Source organism: Frondihabitans peucedani (assembly GCF_039537585.1).
In the GTDB taxonomy this organism is placed as follows: domain Bacteria; phylum Actinomycetota; class Actinomycetes; order Actinomycetales; family Microbacteriaceae; genus Frondihabitans; species Frondihabitans peucedani.
In genome coordinates this window covers 64,032-81,411 of the sequence record NZ_BAABAU010000004.1, presented here as the reverse complement: position 1 = coordinate 81,411, position 17,380 = coordinate 64,032, and the positions used below count along the sequence as shown (strand labels likewise).

The 17,380-nt window shown below is 71.4% G+C and carries 15 protein-coding genes; 8 read left to right on the top strand and 7 right to left on the bottom strand.

Annotated elements, in window-relative coordinates; translation table 11 throughout:
- The first annotated feature begins 45 nt into the window (after nt 1-45).
- The 4 genes from ABD733_RS13760 (at nt 46) to ABD733_RS13745 (ending at nt 6,312) form a co-directional block, all read left to right on the top strand.
- Nucleotides 46-579, top strand: coding sequence for a hypothetical protein (locus tag ABD733_RS13760; RefSeq protein WP_344797183.1), 534 nt, complete (start codon nt 46-48; stop codon nt 577-579).
- 35 nt (nt 580-614) lie between these two features.
- Nucleotides 615-1,304: an HAD family hydrolase gene (locus tag ABD733_RS13755; protein ID WP_344797181.1), complete on the top strand. Its 690-nt coding sequence runs from the start codon at nt 615-617 to the stop codon at nt 1,302-1,304.
- Nucleotides 1,305-1,431: 127 nt separating this feature from the next.
- On the top strand, nt 1,432-2,766 hold the full coding sequence (locus ABD733_RS13750) for an LCP family protein (RefSeq protein ID WP_344797179.1): 1,335 nt from the start codon (nt 1,432-1,434) through the stop codon (nt 2,764-2,766).
- Nucleotides 2,767-2,871: 105 nt separating this feature from the next.
- Nucleotides 2,872-6,312 (top strand): esterase-like activity of phytase family protein, encoded by a 3,441-nt coding sequence (locus ABD733_RS13745; RefSeq protein WP_344797178.1) that lies wholly within the window; start codon nt 2,872-2,874, stop codon nt 6,310-6,312.
- Between the two features lie 143 nt (nt 6,313-6,455).
- Here ABD733_RS13745 and ABD733_RS13740 read toward each other — a convergent pair whose 3' ends face one another.
- Nucleotides 6,456-7,403 carry an alpha/beta hydrolase-fold protein gene (locus tag ABD733_RS13740; RefSeq protein WP_344797176.1) on the bottom strand — a complete coding sequence of 316 codons (948 nt, stop codon included), beginning with the start codon at nt 7,401-7,403 and terminating at the stop codon, nt 6,456-6,458.
- 206 nt (nt 7,404-7,609) lie between these two features.
- Here ABD733_RS13740 and ABD733_RS13735 point away from each other — a divergent pair, with 206 nt between their 5' ends.
- Both ABD733_RS13735 and ABD733_RS13730 read left to right on the top strand, forming a co-directional pair.
- Nucleotides 7,610-9,754, top strand: coding sequence for an alkaline phosphatase family protein (locus ABD733_RS13735; RefSeq protein WP_344797174.1), 2,145 nt, complete (start codon nt 7,610-7,612; stop codon nt 9,752-9,754).
- Nucleotides 9,751-10,359 carry a hypothetical protein gene (locus ABD733_RS13730; RefSeq protein WP_344797172.1) on the top strand — a complete coding sequence of 203 codons (609 nt, stop codon included), beginning with the start codon at nt 9,751-9,753 and terminating at the stop codon, nt 10,357-10,359. Before ABD733_RS13735 ends, ABD733_RS13730 begins: the two co-directional genes overlap by 4 nt.
- A gap of 3 nt (nt 10,360-10,362) precedes the next feature.
- On the opposite strand, the gene ABD733_RS13725 is transcribed toward ABD733_RS13730, so the two are convergent.
- The 3 genes from ABD733_RS13725 to ABD733_RS13715 all read right to left on the bottom strand — a co-directional run bounded on the left by ABD733_RS13725 (nt 10,363) and on the right by ABD733_RS13715 (nt 12,476).
- Nucleotides 10,363-11,031 carry a GNAT family N-acetyltransferase gene (locus ABD733_RS13725; protein ID WP_344797170.1) on the bottom strand — a complete coding sequence of 223 codons (669 nt, stop codon included), beginning with the start codon at nt 11,029-11,031 and terminating at the stop codon, nt 10,363-10,365.
- 272 nt (nt 11,032-11,303) lie between these two features.
- The gene (locus ABD733_RS13720; protein WP_344797168.1) at nt 11,304-11,537 is read right to left on the bottom strand and encodes a hypothetical protein; all 234 of its coding nucleotides are present in this window, start codon (nt 11,535-11,537) and stop codon (nt 11,304-11,306) included.
- A gap of 111 nt (nt 11,538-11,648) precedes the next feature.
- Nucleotides 11,649-12,476 carry an alpha/beta fold hydrolase gene (locus ABD733_RS13715; RefSeq protein WP_344797166.1) on the bottom strand — a complete coding sequence of 276 codons (828 nt, stop codon included), beginning with the start codon at nt 12,474-12,476 and terminating at the stop codon, nt 11,649-11,651.
- 102 nt (nt 12,477-12,578) lie between these two features.
- On the opposite strand from ABD733_RS13715, the gene ABD733_RS13710 reads away from it, so the two are divergent.
- Nucleotides 12,579-13,169 (top strand): TetR/AcrR family transcriptional regulator, encoded by a 591-nt coding sequence (locus ABD733_RS13710; RefSeq protein ID WP_344797164.1) that lies wholly within the window; start codon nt 12,579-12,581, stop codon nt 13,167-13,169.
- A gap of 82 nt (nt 13,170-13,251) precedes the next feature.
- Here the strand turns inward: ABD733_RS13710 and ABD733_RS13705 are convergent, their stop codons facing one another.
- Nucleotides 13,252-13,992, bottom strand: coding sequence for an SDR family oxidoreductase (locus ABD733_RS13705; protein WP_344797162.1), 741 nt, complete (start codon nt 13,990-13,992; stop codon nt 13,252-13,254).
- A 165-nt stretch (nt 13,993-14,157) separates the two neighbouring features.
- Between ABD733_RS13705 and ABD733_RS13700 the strand changes: the two genes are divergently transcribed.
- Nucleotides 14,158-15,033 (top strand): helix-turn-helix domain-containing protein, encoded by an 876-nt coding sequence (locus ABD733_RS13700; RefSeq protein ID WP_344797160.1) that lies wholly within the window; start codon nt 14,158-14,160, stop codon nt 15,031-15,033.
- Between the two features lie 19 nt (nt 15,034-15,052).
- On the opposite strand, the gene ABD733_RS13695 is transcribed toward ABD733_RS13700, so the two are convergent.
- On the bottom strand, nt 15,053-16,444 hold the full coding sequence (locus ABD733_RS13695; protein ID WP_344797158.1) for a peptidoglycan DD-metalloendopeptidase family protein: 1,392 nt from the start codon (nt 16,442-16,444) through the stop codon (nt 15,053-15,055).
- Between the two features lie 103 nt (nt 16,445-16,547).
- Nucleotides 16,548-17,201, bottom strand: coding sequence for a hypothetical protein (locus ABD733_RS13690; protein ID WP_344797156.1), 654 nt, complete (start codon nt 17,199-17,201; stop codon nt 16,548-16,550).
- Nucleotides 17,202-17,380: the final 179 nt, after the last annotated feature.

Here is a 17,380-nt window from a genome sequence, read left to right as displayed (position 1 = left end):
CTCAATCACCCGTAGGATCACGACCAGACGAACATCGGGGGATGGATGATCACGAAGACGATGCGGGCGGCGGGAGTCGCTCTGGTCCTCGCGCTGGCGGCGACCGGCTGCACCGCGGGCCAGGCGACCGGAGACGCCACGACGGCGAAGCCCGTGTCGTCGCCGACCTCGACCACGGCATCGAGCGCGAGCGGCCCGGCAGCGGCGGTGGCGCTCGCGGGCGACCGCCTCTCGATCCTGCGACGGCCGTTCGCCGCGACGGATGCGCTGCCCGCTTCCGGCGTGGACGCCCCCGACGGCGTCGTCCTGAACAGCCAGCGCCGGGCCGGAGCCGACGACGGCACCACCTTCTGGATCGCCGCCACGACGGCCGGCGGCGCCTGCCTCATCGCCGTGAACCCCGACACCCGCAGCTCCGACACGTTCTCCGTCTGCTCCGGAGGGCCGCTCGAGAGGGCGTCCGCCGTCACGGGAATGGTCGGCGACGACGGTCACCGCATCGAGCTCGCCACCGACGGCTTCGCCCCGACCGCGGCGAGCCACTGGCGCAGGATCACGGCCAACGTCTGGGCGCAGTAGACCGTTCTCGCCGCTCCATCGTGCATCATGTCGTCATGGCGATCCACGCGGTGCTCTTCGACCTCTACGGCACCCTCGCTCCGGGAGGCACTGCGGAGCTCCGTGACGAGGTGTCGCGCGAGGTCGCGCGGGAACTCGGCGTCGACGCCGTCGCCTTCTCGGAGGCGGTCGGAGAGACCTTCCGCGAGCGGACCATCGGCAGCACCGGCAGCCTCGAGGAGACGCTCGCCCTCCTCGCCGAGAGGCTCGGCGGCAGCCCCGACGCTGCGGCCGTCTCGCGCGCCGCCGACCTCCGACTCGAGATGACCCGGGCGCTCCTCGACGCGACCTGGGCGCTCGACGTCCTCGACGAGCTCCGCGCTCGCGGGCTGCCGCTCGGCCTGGTCAGCGACTGCTCCTCGGAGACGTCCCTGGTGTGGCCGACGACAGCGCTCAGCACCCGGTTCGACGCCCACGCGTTCTCCTGCGCGCACGGGATCAAGAAGCCCGACGCCCGCCTGTACCGGGTGGTCACGGGTCGGCTGGGCGTGGATCCTGCGTCGTGCCTGTACGTCGGCGACGGCGGAAGCTCGGAGCTCGCCGGAGCGACCGAGCTCGGCATGCGAGCCGTCTGGCTCGACCACCCGGGCAACCAGGGCGGCACCCACGGCGTCTTCTGGCCCGGCGAGAGGGCCGGCGAGCTGCACGAGATCCTGGGTCTCCTCTCGCCCGCCGAGGCCCGATGACCGCGCAGGATCGCGCCCCCGCACCCGGACGGGGGCTGGTCGGCGCCCTCCTCGCGGCTAGGCTGAAGTGCATGTCTCCGCTCATCTCGGCTGTCGCGCGCGCCCTCGCCGCAGATCGTCTGGCCGCGTGAGGCGGGTCAGCGCGAAGCCGGCCGCACGACACGGCCGCCTCTCGACCCCGAACGCCGCGCTCGGCATCGTCAAGGGGATCGCCCTCGCGCTCGCCGTCGTCCTGGTCAGCGGAGCCTCCGTCGGGGCCATCGCCACCTGGCGCGTGCTCGACGAGGCGCAGCCGACCGTCGACCTGGTCGCGCCTCCCGGCAAGACGACGAAGCCGATCCCGGCGCTGACGGCCCAGACGGGCACGGTCAACATGCTGCTCGTCTCCACCGACACCCGGACGGGCCAGGGGGCCATGTTCGCGGACGCCGCCGACCAGAAGGCCAGCAGCGGCGTCGGCAACAACGACGTCAACCTGCTGCTGCACATCGCGGCGGACCACAAGAGCATGCAGGTCGTCAGCTTCCCGCGCGACCTCCAGATCCCCATCCCCGACTGTCCGAACGACACCGGCGGCCTGACGCCCGGCTCGCCGAAGGCGCCGCTCAACTCCGCGATCTCGAGGGGCGGCGAGAAGCTCGGCATCTCGTGCGCGGCCTCGACCATCTCCAAGCTCACCGGCCTCCAGATCGACTACGCCGCCAAGATCACGTTCCTCGGGACGATCGCGATGTCTGACGCCATCGGCGGCGTCAGCGTGTGCCTCGCCACCGACGTGGTCGACGACGACGTCACGCCGGCTCTCGACCTGAAGGCCGGCACCCGCACGCTCGTCGGCGCCCAGGCGATGGCGTTCCTGCGGTCGAGGCACGGCGTCGCCGACGCGAGCGACCTCGGCAGAGTCAGCAACCAGCAGACCTTCATGTCGGCGATGATGCGCAAGCTCGTCTCGACCGGGACGCTCACCGACCCGGCGAAGGTCTACCGCCTCGCCACGGCGACGGCCGAGAACGTGCAGCTCTCGTCGTCGCTCAGCCCCACGACACTCGCCAAGATCGGGCTCGCGGTCAAGTCGGTGGGACTGTCGAACATCACGTTCCTCTCCTACCCCGTCGCCGACGATCCCGACGACAGCGCGCACGTCATCCCGCAGGCCGACGCCGCGCAGCTGCTCGACTCCGCGCTGCTCCACGACCAGCCCGTCCAGCTGTCGCCGAACAGCCTCGGGCGGGCCGCCGTGCTCGCGCCGGGGTCGAAGGGGTCCTCTTCGCCGTCTGCTTCTTCTTCGCCGTCTGCTTCTGCGTCCTCTTCTCCCTCGGCGTCTGCTTCTGCTTCTGGCTCCGCATCCGGGTCTGCGTCCGGCTCCGCCTCGCCGTCGGCTTCCGCGTCGTCGACAGCCACGCTGCCCGACACCGTCACCGGCCAGAAGGCCGACCAGATCACCTGCGCCAAGAAGGGCTGACCGCCCGCGCGCCTGTGGAGTGCGCCTCTCGTCTGTGGAGAAGAAACCCGGCGTTCACGAGAACGCGCTTAGATCGGGGTGTTCCGACTCAGGGGAGAGAATCGAATGCAACGATCACGCGCAGTGTCCGGAGCGGCCGTCGCCGCCTTCACCCTCCTCGGGGGTGCGCTCGTGGCCTCACCAGCCACGGCAGCACCGTCGAGCGGCCTCGTCATCAACGAGGTCTACGGGGGAGGAGGCAACAGCGGGTCGACCCTCACCAACGACTTCATCGAGCTCGCCAACCGCGGGTCCGCTCCCGTCGACCTGTCCGCGTACTCGGTGCAGTACCACTCCAGGTCGACGACCGGAGCCTGGCAGCTGACGCCCCTCACAGGCACGCTCGCACCCGGCTCCTACTACCTCGTCGCCGAGGGCAAGGGCTCGGGCGGCACGACGCCGCTGCCGACTCCCCGAGCGACCGGCACGATCGCGATGTCGGCCACCGACGGCACCGTGGCCCTCGTCTCCTCGCAGACCGCGCTCACCTGCGCCGACGCGGCGTCCTGCTCGGCCGCCGCAGTCGACCTCGTCGGCTTCGGGGGTGCCGCGCTCGCCGAGGGGTCGCCGGCCTCGGGCGCGAGCAACACCCTCTCGGTGCAGCGCCTCGCCGCCGACGACAGCGACTCGAACTCCGCCGACTTCCAGGCCGCCGCCCCCACCCCGGGCGCGGCCACGACGGCCACGGCGCCGACCGACCCGGGCGGTCCCGCTCCGACACCGGGCGACGTCCGCATCCACGACATCCAGGGCGCCGGCTGGAAGTCGCCGCTCGACGGCCAGAAGGTCGCGAACGTGCCCGGCGTCGTCACCGGTCTCCGCACGTCGGGCAGCACCCGCGGGTACTGGATCCAGGATCCCGCTGCCGACGCGGACGCCGCGACCAGCGAGGGCGTGTTCGTCTACACCGGCACGGCGCCGACGGTCGCGGTGGGCGACTCGGTCCTCGTCTCGGCGACCGTGAAGGACTACTACCAGGTCGCGTCCGGCGACACCCTCGCCACGACCTCGAACCTCTCCGTCACCGAGCTGCAGAACGCCACCGCGGTGGTCCTCCAGCACGGCGTCGCCCTGCCGTCGCCGATCGTCCTCGGGCCCGACACCGTTCCCGCGACCTATGCCCCCGACCTCGGCGGAGCGAACATCGAGACGACCCCCGTGACGCCGACCCGGTCGGCGCTCGACTACTACGAGTCGATCGAGGGCATGCGGGTCGAGGTCGACGACGCTCGCGTGATCGGCCCGTCCGACTCGTACGGCGAGCAGTACATCACGACGAAGCCCGACCAGCTGAAGAGCGTCCGGGGCGGCGCCCTGCTGACGGCCGAGAACAAGACGCCCTCGGGGCGGCTCGAGGTGGTCGCGGCCGACGGGTCGAACCCCGAGGTCAGCGTCGGCGACGTCTTCACCGGTGCCACCACCGGCCCGATCGACTACTCGCAGTACGGCGGCTACCTCATCGCCGCCACGCGGCTCGGCACCGTCGCCGCCGCCGGGCTGGCGCCGACCGTCGCTTCGAAGGCGGCGGCCGACCAGCTGTCGGTGGCCACCTACAACGTCGAGAACCTCGCCCCCTCTGATCCGGCCAGCAAGTTCGCAGCCCTCGCGAAGGGCGTGGTCACGAACCTCTCGTCGCCCGACATCCTGACCGTCGAGGAGGTCCAGGACGACACCGGCGCCACCGACGACGGGACCGTCGCATCCGGGCAGACCCTCGCGAAGCTCACCGCTGCGATCACCGCCGCGGGCGGCCCCGCCTACCAGTCGCGCTCCGTCGACCCGGTGAACGACGCCGACGGCGGCCAGCCGGGCGGCAACATCCGGATCGTCTTCCTGTTCAACCCCGAGCGCGTCTCGTTCGTCGATCGCGGCGCCTCGAGCGTCGACCGCGCGACGACGGCGACCGCCGTCACGAAGAGCAAGGGCAAGCCCGACCTCACGCTCTCGCCCGGCCGGATCGACCCGAACTCCGACGCGTGGTCGTCGAGCCGCAAGCCGCTGGTGGGCGAGTTCGCCTTCCGGGGCAGGACGGTCTTCGTGATCGGCAACCACTTCAACTCCAAGGGCGGCGACCAGAGCCAGGACGGCCGGTTCCAGTACCCCGAGCAGTCGTCCGCCGTCCAGCGGCAGAAGCAGGCGGCGCTCGTCAACGGGTTCGTCTCGCAGGTCCTGGCGAAAGACAAGAAGGCGAACGTGGTCGTCGCCGGAGACCTGAACGACTACCAGTTCAGCCCGGCGCTCCAGACTCTGACGGGGGCTGCCTCCGGCACGAGGATCCTCACCGATCTGATCACCACTCTCCCCGCGAACGAGCAGTACACCTACGACTACCAGGGCGTGAGCGAGGTCCTCGACCACATCCTGGTCTCGGCCGGGGTCGGCAAGACGCAGTACGAGGTCATCCACACCAACTCCGAGTACGCGAACCAGGTGAGCGACCACGATCCTCAGGTCGTCCGCCTGTTCGGCAAGGCGAAGCCCGAGTCGCCGGTGATCCCGCCCGCGGGCGTCGCGCTGAGCTACACCGACGCGCTGGACAAGCTGGTGTCGCACGGCGCCGAGATCGGCGGCCTGTCGTCGCTCGCCTACGACAAGCGCGCGAAGTCGTGGATCTCAGCCGTCGACAACCACGCCGACGACCCGTCGCGCATCTGGTTCTTCTCGTCCCTGACCGATCCGACGGTGACCCGCGCGCCTCTCGTGCTGAAGGCTCCCGACGGCACGCCGTACACGGGGCTCACCGCCGACGACGAGGGCCTCGCCGTCCTGCCGGACGGCGACTACCTCGTCAGCTCCGAGACCGAGCCGTCGATCCGCATCTTCGGGCGCGACGGCGTCCAGAAGGCGTCGCTGCCGGTTCCCGGCCGCTTCGCGGTGACCGGGACGAGCCTCGCCGGGTCGAGCATCCCCGGTGAGGCCACGTCGAACGCGACCCTCGAGGGCCTGACGATCTCGCCGTCCGGCCACACCGTGGTCGCGGCCATGGAGGGCGCGCTCTCGGGCGACGTGTCGGCCTCGGGCGACGCGACGTCGCACCGGTTCCTCGTGTACAGCCAGGACTGGCGCGGCACCTGGAAGCTGACGAAGCAGGTCGGCTACCGGACCGAGGCGGGCATGCGCGTCCCCGAGGTCGCAGCGGTCGACGACAACCGGCTGCTCGTCGAGGAGGCCTCCTTCTCGCCGACGACCGGCAACGCGGTGAAGCTCTACGCGGTGTCGGGCCTCGCCTGGGCGCCCGACGTCAGCCGGACGACGAACCTGTCGTCGGCGCCGACGAAGAGCATCCTCACCAAGAAGCTCGTGGCCGACCTCGTCAAGGGTCCGACGCTCGGCGCGACCTCGCTCGAGACGCAGGCCAACCCGCTGCTCGACAACTTCGAGGGCATGGCCGTCACGGGTCGCGGTCCTGCCGGGACGGTCGGGGTCTCGCTGATCAGCGACGACAACTTCAGTGCGACGCAGACGACCCGCATCCTGAACGTGGTGGTGAAGCTGCCGACGTACTGAGTCGGCTGCGGCGCCGCAGGACGGCGGCGGCACCGGTCCGCGGACTGGTGCCGCTGCCGTCGGGCGGCGCCGATCGGCAGCTCGGGCGGAGTGGACGGCGCCGACCGGCCGCTCAGGCGAAGCCCGCGGCGCCGACCAGCAGCTCAGGCGAAGCGCGCCCCCGCGAACGCCAGCTGCGCCGGCGCCATCCTGCGCCAGTAGGCCATGTCGTGAGCGCCCGGCTCGAAGCCGCCGGCGGGGTGGTCGGCCGCGTCGAAGCCGGCGACGTAGTCGCGCGCCGCGGGGCAGAAGGCGTCGCCGGTCCCGCAGTCGACCCGCACCGGGATGCCGTCGAGCTCCTGCTGCCGGCCCATCACGCCGGAGCGGGCGAAGTCGGCCGCTCCGTCGAACGCGATGCTCGCCGCCTGCGACGCCTGATGCCAGAGGGCGGGGCTCTCGGCGACGACCGACGCGACGCGGGCCGCGCCCAGGCGGCCGGCCAGGTGGAGGGCGCCGTACCCGCCCATCGACCAGCCGAGCAGCCCGATCCGCCGGGTGTCGAGTCCGCGCGCGGCCAGCATGGGGACGAACTCGTCGGTGACGAGCGCTCCGGCATCCTCTCCGGTGACGCGACGGTGCCAGTAGGTGTCGCCGCCGTCGACGGCCGCGAGGGCGAAGGGGGTGCCGCCTCGGGCGTGATCCTGCGCGAGAAAGTGCTCGAGGCCGAGCCGCCGGCCGAACGCGTCGGTGTGATCCTCGGAGTAGCCGTGCAGGACCACGGCGACCGGAAGCCGGTCACCGGGCGCACTGCCGGGCGGGTACGCGATCGTCCAGCCGACCGAGGCGCCGAGTCGTGCCTTCGAGGTGAAGTGTCCGCTGACGAGCGGCCCCGGCTGCGTGCCCGGGACGTGCCCGGGGGCCCCGTCGAGACCCAGGGCCCGGTACAGGGTCGACCGACCGGGGAGGAGCCCGCCCTCGACGGCCAGCCCCGCGCCGCCCGCGCCGGCCCCGGCGAGGGCCACCGCTGCTGCGCCTCCCACCAGGAGCCTCCGCCTCGTGATCGCCACCGTCAGACCGCCCCGCTCCCGCTCGTGAGAGGAGCGCAGGATCACGCCCCCGTCGCACGACGCTAGCGGCCGAGGGGCGCGCCCGGCATCGTCCTCCAGACCGAGAAGCGACCCCCGGTCGAGGGCGAGAACGGAGAATACTAGAAGAAGTACTAGTCTGCGGCCTCTGAAAAGCTGCATCTCGTGCAGATTCACTTCCTGTTCATCCGGCCACCCCCGATCGAGGGCCGCCGGATTGATAGAAAACACTCATGCGAATCATGCGTGATCTCAAAGGCGGCCGACGAGTCGCCGCCATCGCGGCAGCGTCGGCGCTGCTCGCCACCGGCATCGTGGGCGTCGCTACGGCCGCCTCGGCCAACCCCCACGACTCCGGCCGCCAGACCGGGACGACCATCACGACGACCGGTCTCAAGCAGGGTCAGGTCAAGCACGTGTGGCTGATCATCCTCGAGAACAAGTCGTACGACGCGATCTTCACGGGCCTCAATCAGAACAGCTACCTCTGGAAGACGCTGCCGGGCCAGGGCGCCCTGCTGAAGAACTACTACGGCACCGGCCACTCCTCGATGGACAACTACATGTCGATGGTCTCGGGTCAGGCGCCCGAGGAGGACACACAGGCCGACTGCTCGGTCGCGAACACGAACTTCGGCAGCAACGCGTCGATCATCAAGTCGGGCGGCGTCAACAAGGGCCAGGTCGCCTCGCTCGCCAACGCGAGCCAGCCCAGCAAGGCGAACGCCGCCAACGGTCTCAACGGCTGCACCTACCCGACGGACACCCCGACGCTGTTCAATCAGCTCGACGCCGCCGGCAAGACCTGGAAGGGCTACGCGCAGGATCTCGGGAACCAGCCCGGCCGCGAGGACGCCGTCTGCGGCGCCCCCGGCTCGGCGGACAACAACCCGACGACCAACCCGACGTACCTCAGCGCGACCGCCGACCACCCGCTCCCTGCGGGCGTGACGAGCTTCACCGGCGCGCAGGCCAACGACCAGTACGTCGCGAAGCACTTCCCGATGCCCTGGTTCGCCAGCCTCACGGGGGCCGTCGACAAGAACGGCAAGGCGACTCCCGCGCTCACGAAGCCCGTGGGCGGCGGCACCGACTGCGACGCGAACCACATCGCGAACCTCGACTCGTCGACGCACGGCCTCTACAAGGACCTGCAGCACGAGTCGACGACGCCGGCCTTCAGCTGGATCACGCCGAACAACTGCAGCGACGCCCACGACGCCGTCTGCAAGGGCAACAACCTGTCCGGCGCCTTCACGAAGTCGGGCGACCCGGTCTACGGCCAGGGCACCCCGGACCCCGCCTCGACCACCCCGGTCAACTACACCGGCGGCCTCTACGCCTCCGACCTCTTCCTGAAGTACTACATCCCCATGATCGAGAAGTCGGCAGCATTCAAAGACGGCGGCCTGATCGACGTCACCTTCGACGAGGCCAACCCGCCCTTCACCTACTCGGGCAGCTTCAACAACGCGAACGCCTACGGCCCGACGCTCGGCGACAAGCCCGACGCCTCGTCCGGACTCGCCTCCGACCGCGCCGGCGAGAACCTCTACGGCCGCAACGTCGCCACCGAGCCGACCGGCCCGAACTCGACGCTCAAGACCGACTCGAAGGGCAACCAGCTCTACCCGGGCCCCGGCAACAACTCGTTCATCGACCGGCCGCCGGTCTGCACGCAGACGACACCGACCCTCGTTCCTGCGAACTGCGTCCCGAACATCGTCCGCGGCGGATCCGGCACGTCGCCCGGAGCCCGCACCGACGTCGCCCTGGCGAGCACCGCGACGAGCTTCGTGCTCGACCAGTCGATCCTCGCTGACGACACCGGACGCCAGGTCGTCGACACCGCCGACACCACCGGCCCCGGCGGCACCAGCCCCATTCCCGCCGACACCTTCGTCGGGACCGTCAGCGACACCGGCCCGAATCCCGCCTCGACCCCGTCGAGCCCGGTCGTCAACGGCTCGTTCCAGCTGGTCGACAAGGCGGGCGACCCGGTCACCCCGACCGGCGCCGTCACGAAGCTCACCCTGAGCGCCGAGGGAGCCCCCGGCTTCCTCGCCGCGGGCCAGACCGCCGACCCGCTGTACGACGCCACCGACGCCACCCCCGGCGGCGGCGACACCGGCAGCGTCCTGATCAGCCCGCTGATCAAGCCCGGCACCGTCTCGTCGACGTACTACAACCACTACAGCTGGCTCCGCACCATGGAGGACATCTTCGGAGTGGGCAAGGGCAGCGACCACAAGGCCCTCCCCGGAGGCAGCGTCTCGGGCGGCGTCGACGGCCTCGGCCACCTGGGCTTCGCCGCCCAGGGCGGGCTCGCCCCCTTCGGTCCGGATGTCTTCACGAACGCCGGGAAGCGCGGCTGGTGACTCCGTCGGAAGACACCGCACGGTCCCGGGGCCGACTCGCTCGTCGAGTCGGCCTTCGGGCTGTCGCCGGCACCGTCGCGATCCTGGTGCCCCTCGCTCTCGCCGGCTGCTCGCAGGCGGCGCCGAAGGTCGAGGACACCTACGGCGGGCTCCCTTCGTACCTCCCGACGGCGAAGGCCGGCACCGACGGCGAGCTGGTCGGGAGCGTCACGCACCCGGCACTCACCTCGGAGGGCGACACGGTCAAGGTCGCCCTGCCCGGCGGCGGGACGGTGCGGATGACGGTCACCGGCCCGGTCGTCCCGGGCGAGGGACTGCCCGAGCAGGCCGACATCACCACCTGCACGTGGATGCTGAAGCTCGATGACGCCACTCGCGCCGTGCCGATCCGACTGAGCGATCTGACGACGCTCGACCAGCTCGGCAACGTGTACCGCCTGAACGCGGTGCCCGGCGAGAAGGCCCCGCCGACGGAGCTTCAGCCCGGCTCCTCGACGACGTTCGAGCTGCGGACGAACATGAAGGTCGGCGAGGGGCTGCTGCGCTGGGCTCCCGGCGGCTCGAGGATCGTCGCGTCGTGGGACTTCGAGGTCGAGAACGACTGAGCGTCAGGCTGGGTCTGTGGTCGTCGGTGCTGCGCCGAGATCGCGCAGGATCCCCTCCGGGTACCTGACGTCGAGCGTCCACTCCGGTCGGACGAACGCGTCGCGCTCGAGCCGGAGGCGCTGCTCGTCCACCGGTTCTCCCGGTCTCGGCTCGATCCGCGTCAGGCCGTCGTCGACGTAACCGAGCCTCCGGGAGACCGCCAGCGACGGAGTGTTCCAGACCATGGCCGACGACCTCGCCGTCCGGGCGCCGAGGTGGTCGAAAGCGAAGAGCAGGATCGCGGCCCGCATCTCGGTGCCGAGGCCGCGCCCCTGCATCCTGCGCGTCAGCCACGACCCGCTGTCGACGGTGCGGTCGCGGGCGAACTCCGTGGCATCGAGCTGCTGCACCCCGACGGGCTCGCCGTTGTGCAGGATCGTGAACGCGAGGGCCCACTTCTCGGGGCTCGAGCCCGCGCGGAGTCCCCAGTGGTACGCGGCGAACGAGTGGGCGAGCTCGGCGGGCGGGGCGTCGGTCCAGGGCACGCCGAACGGCGACCGCTCGGGGTCGTGGACCCCGGCCACCGCCGCGTCGACGAGCGCGGGCAGGTCGTCGTCGCGGACGGGCCGCAGCTCGAGTCGGGGCGACCGCAGCGACAGTCCGAAGAGGGGCCAGACGCGCTCGATGTCCACGCGTCGAGCCTACGGTCGGTTGTGCGGGTCGTCGGTCGTCGGTGCTGCGCCGAGATCGCAGTTCGACACGGTCTGCGCGCCCGGGAGTGCGTCGAAGTGCGATCTCGGCGGTCCGCCGCACGGAAAGAGGAGCCGTGGTCAGCCGAAGAGGAGTTCGGGGGTTTGCGCGGCAGTCATTGAGGAGCCCGCCCGAGATTCGTGAGCTGGCGGAGGAAGTCCTCCGGGAGACTCCTCTTTGCGTGACGCGCAGAGCGGAGGAGCGCCGATGACGCCTAGTGCAGCAGCCCGGTCGCACCGCCGACGAGCGCGAAGATTCCGGCGCACACGAGGATCACCCCGCCGATGGCCATCACGGCAGGTGACTGAGTGTTCGGTCCGATCTTGATACCCCGCCGCTCGCGCTGGGCCCGGGCCTGGCGCGAGATGTGCTGGCGGAAGACGACGAAGCACGTTCCGAAGACGATGGCGAACGGGCCCCAGATGAGCGTGGCGATATGCGCGGACACGCTGTGAGCCTAAGCCGGCGGGCAGGCCGCACGGCCGACAGACCGCAGAACGCAGGATCCCCCGCCGAGCAGCCCGGCGGGGGATCGAGGGGGTCGCAGCGACGCGAGACCCTACTTCTGCACGAACGGCAGCAGGAGCGCGTTGACCTCGGCGGCGTAAGTCCAGAGCATGCCGTGCGGGGCGCCGTCGATCTCGACGTACTCGGCCTCGGGGAACGCCTCGTGGAAGGGGCGGCCGGTGGCCTCGATGGGCAGGATGCGGTCTGCCGTGCCGTGGACGATCAGGGCCGGGCGGCCGCTGGCGCGGACGGCGGCGACGTCGGCGGTGAAGTCCTCGATCCAGCTGGAGACGACGGCGTAGCTGGCGACGGGCGCGCTGCCGGTGGCGGTGTTCCAGCTGGCGGTGACGGCCTCCTGCGAGATGCGCGAGCCGAGGTTCTCGTCGAGGTTGTAGAAGTTGCCGTAGAACTCGGTGAACCAGGCGAAGCGGTCGGCCTTGGCGCTGGCCTCGATGCCGTCGAAGAGCGACTGCGGCACACCCTGGCCGAGCATGCCGGGCTCGAGGGAGCCGAGGAACGCGAACTTCGCGACGCGCTCGGTGCCGAAGAGCTTGGCGTAGCGGGCGAGCTCGCCGGTGCCCATCGAGAATCCGACCAGGATCACGTCGGTGAGGTCGAGAGTCGTCAGCACGGCGTCGAGGTCGGCGGCGAAGGTGTCGTAGTCGTAGCCGGTGGCGACCTTCGACGACTGGCCGAAGCCGCGGCGGTCGTAGGTGACGACGCGGTAGCCGGCGGCGAGGAGCTCGCGGGTCTGGCGCTCCCACGACGAGCCGTCGAGCGGGTAGCCGTGGATGAGGACGACGGCCTGGCCGGTGCCGTGGTCTTCGTAGTAGAGCTCGACGGGGGTGCTGTTCTCCTGGCCGGCGGTGATGTAGCCCATGGTGTCTGTCCTTTGCTCTCCGTGAGAACGATCGTTCTCATCTCGATGGCTCTACACTAGAGAACGGACGTTCTCAGCGCAAGTCGACAAGGGAGATTCTTCATGAACGACACCTCGACCGATCGTGAACGCATCGTCAGGGCCGCGCACGACCTCTTCTACGCCCGCGGCATTCAGGCGGTCGGCATGGACGCCGTCCGCACGGCCTCCGGCGTCTCGCTGAAGCGCCTGTACGCCCAGTTCCCGTCGAAGGACGACCTGGTCGTCGCCGTCCTGCACTTCACGACCGGCCTCTGGGACGCGGGCATCTCGCGCGCGGCCGAGGCAGCGCGGACGCCGCGTGACAAGCTGCTCGCCGTCTACGACTTCCTCGGCATCTGGTTCACCGACGACGACTTCCGCGGCTGCGGCTTCATCAACGCGTTCGGCGAGCTCGGAGCGACCTCTCCCGCCGTGGCCGAGGTGGCGCGCGCCCAGAAGGCGACCTTCCAGGCGTACGTGGCCGGGCTCGTCGACGAGCTCGGCGCCCCTCCGATCCTGGCCGCGCAGCTCGCCCTGCTCGCCGAGGGCGCCCAGACGACGGCGGCCATCAGCGGCAGCCCCGATGCTGCTGCGGCGGCGAGGTCGGCGGCCGAGACCCTGATCGACGCTGCCCTGGCCGACTCCCGCAGCGCGAGCACCGCCACAGCCTGAGACAGCCGCAGGATCGCGCACCACCCGCACCGCCGGACCGGATCAGCGACCCGGGAGCGTGCTCAGCGACCCGGGAGCGTGCTCAGCGACCCGGGAGCGTGCTCAGCGACTGGGAGCGCTGCTCCAGGAGCTCGGCGTAGGTGCCGTCCTTCTCGGCCCAGCGGAGTCGCTCGGCGGCCCGGACGACGATCTCGCTCGGCGTGGGATCCTGCGTCATCAGGGTCACGACCTCGTCGAGGAAGTCGCCCAGGGGGAGTGCTGCGGGGTTCAGCTTCTCCTGCCCGGCGTTGGCGACGGCCGGCGGGATCAGCTCGGTGACCTGCACCCCGGTGCCGGCGAGCTGAGCGCGGAGGGACTCCGTGTACGCGTGGACGCCGGCCTTGGAGGCGCCGTAGGTCGGCATGAGGGGGAACGGGAGGAACCCGATCCCGGACGTGACGGTGACGAGGTCGCCCGCGCCGCGGTCGATCAGGTGTCGGGTGAACGCGTCGACGACGCGGATGGTCCCGAGCAGGTTGACCTGGATCGTGCTCTCGGCCTGGCTGATGTGGGCGGGGTCGCGGAGGTCCTCGAGGACCATGACGCCGGACATCGTGACGACGACGTCGAGGTCGGGGTGCCGCGAGAGGACCTCGTCGCGGGCCCGCAGGACCGAAGCGGGGTCGGTGACGTCGATCCGGACGGTCTCGATCCCCTCGATCCTGCTCGTGTCACGGCCTCCGACGACGACGGTGCTTCCGGCGTCCTGGAACCGGCGGGCGAGGCCCAGGCCGATGCCGGAAGTGCCTCCGACGATGAGAACGGTGCGACTGCTGATGTCCATGACGGTGTCTCTCTCTCGGTGAGTGGTTCGCGACCACGATGCCGCCGTCGCAGCAGTCGGGGGAGATCCCCGCTGCTCCAGGGGAGCGACGCTCCAGGGGAGCGACGCTCCAGGGGAGCGACAGGGCACCCCCAGGCAGGACGGCTGCGAACTACCGTGGACGGCATGGACGACGACGCATCGGCCGGCAGGCTCGGCGACTACCTCCGCGCCCGCCGAGACCTGGTCGCCCCGCAGCAGGTCGGGATCCCGGCGCAGCCGAACCGGAGGGTCCCCGGGCTCCGCCGCGAGGAGGTGGCGATGCTCGCCGGGATCAGCGGCGACTACTACCTGCGGCTCGAGCGGGGCCGGGACGACAACCCGTCGCCGCAGGTCCTCGAGTCGCTGGCGAGGGTGTTCCAGCTCGACGGCGTCGAGACGGAGTACCTGCTCGGGCTCGGCACGCACCGGCCGAGGCCCCGCCGGACGAGGAGGGTCGACCGCGTCCCCGCGCGGCTGCACCACCTGCTCGCGGCCCTCGACGTGCCCGCGTTCCTCGAGAGCCGCTCCTTCGACGTCCTGGCGTCGAACCCCCTCGCCGAGGTGCTGTCACCGCGGCTGGTCCCGGGGCGCAATCGGCTCCGCGACCTGCTCCTCGACCCGGAGGAGCGGGAGTTCCACGAGGACTGGGAGGCGGCCGCCGCCGACTCCGTGGCAGCGTTCCGCAGCACGATCGGCGACGACGTCGACGATGCGCGCGTCGTGGAGCTCGTCGGCGAGCTCTCGATCAGCAGCGCGCGGTTCCGGTCGCTCTGGGCGCGGCAGGACGTCCGGCGTCTCGTCGGGGGAACGGCCACCGTCCATCACCCCGCCGTCGGCGACCTGACGCTGAACCGCGAGAAGCTGCCGGTCGGCGAGCTCCTCGTCGTCCTCTACTACCCCGACGAGGGCTCGGACGCGGCGGAGAGGCTGCGCCTGCTGGCGTCGCTCGCCGGCGGTCTGCCAGAGGGCCGCGCCCGGGCCGCCGAGAGCCCGGCCGCGCCGGAGCACGGCGACTCCTAGCCCACAGCTCGGATCGGGGTCAGCCGATGCCCTTGGTGCGGAGGAACGCCATCGGGTCGGTCGCGATGCCCCCGCGGCGGATCTCGAAGTGGAGGTGGCAGCCGGTCGAGACGCCGGCGTTGCCGACGCCGGCGATGTTCTGACCCTCGGAGACGCGCTGACCGGGGCGGACGTAGATGCCGCTCGTGAAGACGTGCCCGTAGGCGCTCGTGATGCCGTTGCCGTGGTCGACGATGATCAGGTTGCCGTAGCCGCCGTACGGGCCCGCGTAGGTGACCGTGCCGGCCGCCGTCGCGTAGATCGAGGTGCCGCAGCTGGCCCCGAAGTCGGCCCCGGCGTGCAGTTTGTAGGTGTGGTAGACGGGGTGCATCCGGTAGCCGTAGGCCTGGTAGAAGCTGTACGACGTGATCGGCCTGGTCCAGCCGCCGCTCGACGTGGCGCCACCGCCGGAGACGGGGCGCGACGGGGCAGGGGCGGACGAGCCCCCGCCCGAGCCGGAGCCGGAGCCGTTGGAGGCAGCGGCAGCTGCGGCGGCGGCGGCCGCGGCAGCAGCGCGGCGGCGCTCGGCATCCGCGGCAGCGGCTGCGGCGGCGGCCCTGCGCGCCTTCTCGACCCGGGCGGCCTCGGCGGCGGCAGCGGCGGCTCGGGCCGCGACGCCCTCCTGGTAACCCTGCTCGATCGTGAGGGTGTCGTTCTTCAGGGTCGCGAGCTGCGCCTGCATGGTGCCGAGGTTGTCGCGCTCGGCGGCTTCGGCGGAGGCGGCGGCCTCGGAGGCGGCGGTGGCCTCCGCGAGAGCGTCGGCGGCCTTCTTCGCCTGCGTGCGGCGGGCCTCCTTCGCGACCGCGGCCTGGTCGGACTTCGACCGCACGACGCCGGCGGCCTGCTCGGCCTCCTCCTGGAGCTGCCTGACCTTCTTGCCGATCTGGCTCGACATCCCGAGGCCTCGGAGCACGTCGGTGGGGTTCTCCTCGCCCGAGAGCAGGGACGCCGTGGGGCTGCCGCCGCCGGGCTTCGCGAGCGTCGCGGCGACCTGGCCGACGGCCTCCGAGGAGCGCTTCGCCTCGGTCTTCGCCTTCGTGAGCTCGGCCATGAGCTGGTCGTAGGTGCCGGTGGCGTCGTCGAGGGCGTCCTGCGCCTTCTGGTAGTCGGCGCCGCTCTTCTGGGCGCGGGCGGCGGCGAGCGTCGTCGCCTGCTGCAGCTGCGTGATGGCGGCGCTCACGCGCGAGATCTCGCTGCGCTTGGCCGTCTCGCTTCCGCGGGCGGCCTGCACCTCCTCCCACGTCGGGAACGAGTCGTCAGCCTGCGCGGGCGCGGCGATCAGGGCCGGCAGGGCGACGGCGAGAGCCAGCGCGATCGTCGCCAGGCGCCCCCGGGCGCGGAGCGGTGAGGGCTTGGTTTCGGTCGCAGACACCCGACGAGCCTGTCACATCAGTCACATCTTTCACAGTGGTCTCATCGAATTGCCCCGCGAAGACGGGCCGCTCGGGCATCCGCCGACGACCCGACCGGCCGCGTCAGAGCCCCGCGACGACCAGCCAGGCCACCGCCGAGAAGCCCGCCAGGCGGAGGATCAGCGCCACCACCCCGGCCCGGCGCCAGACGGCGACGAACTCGGCCACGGCGAAGACCAGCGCCACGAGCGTCACCACGACCGCGATGCCGGACAGCGGGTGACCGACGATGCCGGCGCCGACCTGGTGGAACGCGACGATGCCCCACGGAACGATCCCGACGGCGGCCGCGAAGCAGAGCGGCAGCCGCGGATGCCCGTGGACGACGTCGACGCGGGCGTCGAGGGCTGCGAGGAGCACGCCCGCCGACGCGAGCGCGTACACGCCGACGAGGGCGCCGAGGTCGGTGATCCCGTTCAGCTGGGCGACGACGAACAGCGTGACGGGGATCGTGAGGAGCGGGTCGAGCCACGAAGAGAGCCGCGCGGCGACGAGGCGGGCCACGGCGGCGAGGGCGACCACCACCACGAGGGCCCAGCGGACGTCGACCTGCGAGACCGTCTCGCGGGCGGCGTCACCGAGGGCTGCGCTGACGGGCCGAGCCGCAGGATCCTGCGCGACCGTCGCGATCACGAGCCCGACCACCTCGAGGGCGAGGACGATCCCGAGCCAGCGGACGGTCCGGGTCGCGGGCGAGGCGGTGCGGGTGGTGGTCACGGGGCCTCCGTCGTCGGCGTGCGGTATGTCTCCGGCCAGCGTGCCACGGGGCGCTCGACCTCGGCGTCGTGGAGCGCCTTGTCTACCGTCGGGCATCGTCACACCGATTTAACGCGCTGAAACCTGCGCGAAACACCAAACGGTATACCGTTTTTCTATCGCCAGAACGGCGGTGGCGA